This window comes from Lysinibacillus sp. NPDC047702, assembly GCF_050272555.1.
Taxonomy (GTDB): domain Bacteria; phylum Bacillota; class Bacilli; order Bacillales_A; family Planococcaceae; genus Lysinibacillus.
Genome location: NZ_JBNNMG010000136.1, coordinates 1 through 1,997, shown reverse-complemented (window position 1 = coordinate 1,997; position 1,997 = coordinate 1). Strand labels below are relative to the sequence as shown.

The 1,997-nt window shown below is 45.6% G+C and carries 16 tRNA genes; all 16 read left to right on the top strand.

Annotated features, from left to right (window positions below):
• Nucleotides 1-17 precede the first annotated feature (17 nt).
• A tRNA-Gly gene (locus ACQKIM_RS28030) sits at nucleotides 18-92 on the top strand.
• A gap of 5 nt (nucleotides 93-97) precedes the next feature.
• A tRNA-Leu gene (locus ACQKIM_RS28025) sits at nucleotides 98-186 on the top strand.
• A gap of 8 nt (nucleotides 187-194) precedes the next feature.
• A tRNA-Arg gene (locus ACQKIM_RS28020) sits at nucleotides 195-271 on the top strand.
• A 10-nt stretch (nucleotides 272-281) separates the two neighbouring features.
• Nucleotides 282-358, top strand: a tRNA-Pro gene (locus tag ACQKIM_RS28015).
• An 18-nt stretch (nucleotides 359-376) separates the two neighbouring features.
• Nucleotides 377-452, top strand: a tRNA-Ala gene (locus ACQKIM_RS28010).
• 26 nt (nucleotides 453-478) lie between these two features.
• Nucleotides 479-552: transfer RNA gene (locus ACQKIM_RS28005), tRNA-Met, on the top strand.
• Nucleotides 553-559: 7 nt separating this feature from the next.
• A tRNA-Ile gene (locus ACQKIM_RS28000) sits at nucleotides 560-636 on the top strand.
• A 15-nt stretch (nucleotides 637-651) separates the two neighbouring features.
• A tRNA-Ser gene (locus tag ACQKIM_RS27995) sits at nucleotides 652-744 on the top strand.
• A gap of 48 nt (nucleotides 745-792) precedes the next feature.
• A tRNA-Met gene (locus tag ACQKIM_RS27990) sits at nucleotides 793-867 on the top strand.
• Between the two features lie 4 nt (nucleotides 868-871).
• Nucleotides 872-947: transfer RNA gene (locus tag ACQKIM_RS27985), tRNA-Asp, on the top strand.
• 58 nt (nucleotides 948-1,005) lie between these two features.
• Nucleotides 1,006-1,081: transfer RNA gene (locus ACQKIM_RS27980), tRNA-Phe, on the top strand.
• Nucleotides 1,082-1,086: 5 nt separating this feature from the next.
• Nucleotides 1,087-1,160: transfer RNA gene (locus ACQKIM_RS27975), tRNA-Gly, on the top strand.
• 4 nt (nucleotides 1,161-1,164) lie between these two features.
• Nucleotides 1,165-1,241, top strand: a tRNA-Ile gene (locus ACQKIM_RS27970).
• Nucleotides 1,242-1,245: 4 nt separating this feature from the next.
• A tRNA-Asn gene (locus tag ACQKIM_RS27965) sits at nucleotides 1,246-1,322 on the top strand.
• 11 nt (nucleotides 1,323-1,333) lie between these two features.
• Nucleotides 1,334-1,424 (top strand) — tRNA-Ser (locus ACQKIM_RS27960).
• A gap of 2 nt (nucleotides 1,425-1,426) precedes the next feature.
• Nucleotides 1,427-1,498 (top strand) — tRNA-Glu (locus ACQKIM_RS27955).
• Nucleotides 1,499-1,997: the final 499 nt, after the last annotated feature.

The window sequence follows — 1,997 nt, the reverse complement described above, 5'->3', positions numbered from 1 at the left end:
AAAAAACTTATGCACATGCGGAAGTAGTTCAGTGGTAGAACACCACCTTGCCAAGGTGGGGGTCGCGAGTTCGAACCTCGTCTTCCGCTCCAAATGTGCCGGGGTGGCGGAACTGGCAGACGCACAGGACTTAAAATCCTGCGGTAGGTGACTACCGTACCGGTTCGATTCCGGTCCTCGGCACCATTTTTAATGCGCCCGTAGCTCAATTGGATAGAGCGTCTGACTACGGATCAGAAGGTTATGGGTTCGACTCCTGTCGGGCGCGCCAAAAGAATGAACGGGAAGTAGCTCAGCTTGGTAGAGCACTTGGTTTGGGACCAAGGGGTCGCAGGTTCGAATCCTGTCTTCCCGACCATTTCCTAAAAACTATTATGGGGCCTTAGCTCAGCTGGGAGAGCGCCTGCCTTGCACGCAGGAGGTCAGCGGTTCGATCCCGCTAGGCTCCACCATAATAAATAACCAGTATAAAGATCCTGGCGGCGTAGCTCAGCTGGCTAGAGCGTACGGTTCATACCCGTAAGGTCGGGGGTTCGATCCCCTCTGCCGCCATCTTAAAGGACCTTTAGCTCAGTTGGTTAGAGCAGACGGCTCATAACCGTCCGGTCGCAGGTTCGAGTCCTGCAAGGTCCACCATTTATATATTGTTACGGAGGTATACCCAAGTCTGGCTGAAGGGATCGGTCTTGAAAACCGACAGGCGGGTAACACCGCGCGGGGGTTCGAATCCCTCTACCTCCTCCAGTTTTATTTTATAAATGGTGCTTGAAAACTCGAAAAGAATATAATTATCGCGGGGTGGAGCAGTGGTAGCTCGTCGGGCTCATAACCCGAAGGTCGTTGGTTCAAATCCGGCCCCCGCAACCAAAAAGGTCCCGTGGTGTAGCGGTTAACATGCCTGCCTGTCACGCAGGAGATCGCCGGTTCGATCCCGGTCGGGACCGCCATTATTTTTAATGAATAGACATGAAAAGCAAAGGATAGTAAGCTTAGCATGGATAACAAGGGTCAGTAGCTCAGTTGGTAGAGCATTAGATTGAAGCTCTAAGTGTCGGCGGTTCGATTCCGTCCTGACCCACCATTTATGCGGGTGTAGTTTAATGGTAAAACCTCAGCCTTCCAAGCTGATGTCGTGAGTTCGATTCTCATCACCCGCTCCAAAATGGGCCTATAGCTCAGCTGGTTAGAGCGCACGCCTGATAAGCGTGAGGTCGATGGTTCGAGTCCATTTAGGCCCACCATTATTCCGAAGTAGCTCAGTTGGTAGTAGCACCTGACTGTTAATCAGGTTGTCGCAGGTTCGAGTCCTGCCTTCGGAGCCATTTTTTTATTTGGGGAAGTACTCAAGAGGCTGAAGAGGCGCCCCTGCTAAGGGTGTAGGTCGGGTAACCGGCGCGAGGGTTCAAATCCCTCCTTCTCCGCCATGGGCCCGTTGGTCAAGTGGTTAAGACACCGCCCTTTCACGGCGGTAACACGGGTTCGAATCCCGTACGGGTCATACGAAAAAAAGCAGTAGATGTATTTTACATCTACTGCTTTTTTGTATAATGATATTTTTATAGATACTATTTTAGGTTTTTTATATGACTATTTTTAGGATTAAGAGATAAGAAATACAAAAATGATAAAAAGAGAAAATCGGCCGTTTTACATCTATAATTCCAATATTGTTCTCCAATCTGTAAAGTTGAAATGATGAAAATTCATAATTAATGTACATAATAGATATTGTATTTCAAATAGCTCAAATGTTTAACTGTCCTATTCTTTTGCCACCTAATTTTTAAATGAAAGGTGTAACGTGATTGTTAAAATAAATATCTTTTACAAGTTATGTAGGAAACTAAACAAAATAAATTTATTAAAAAATATAAACCGTCTACCTGAAAATAAGTAGACGGTTTCATAGTGTTGAAATAAGATTATGTCAATGAAAATGCCACAAATTTTTTATGGCATTTTTATGATTCTATTTGTTTTTTTAAACAGATTCTTCT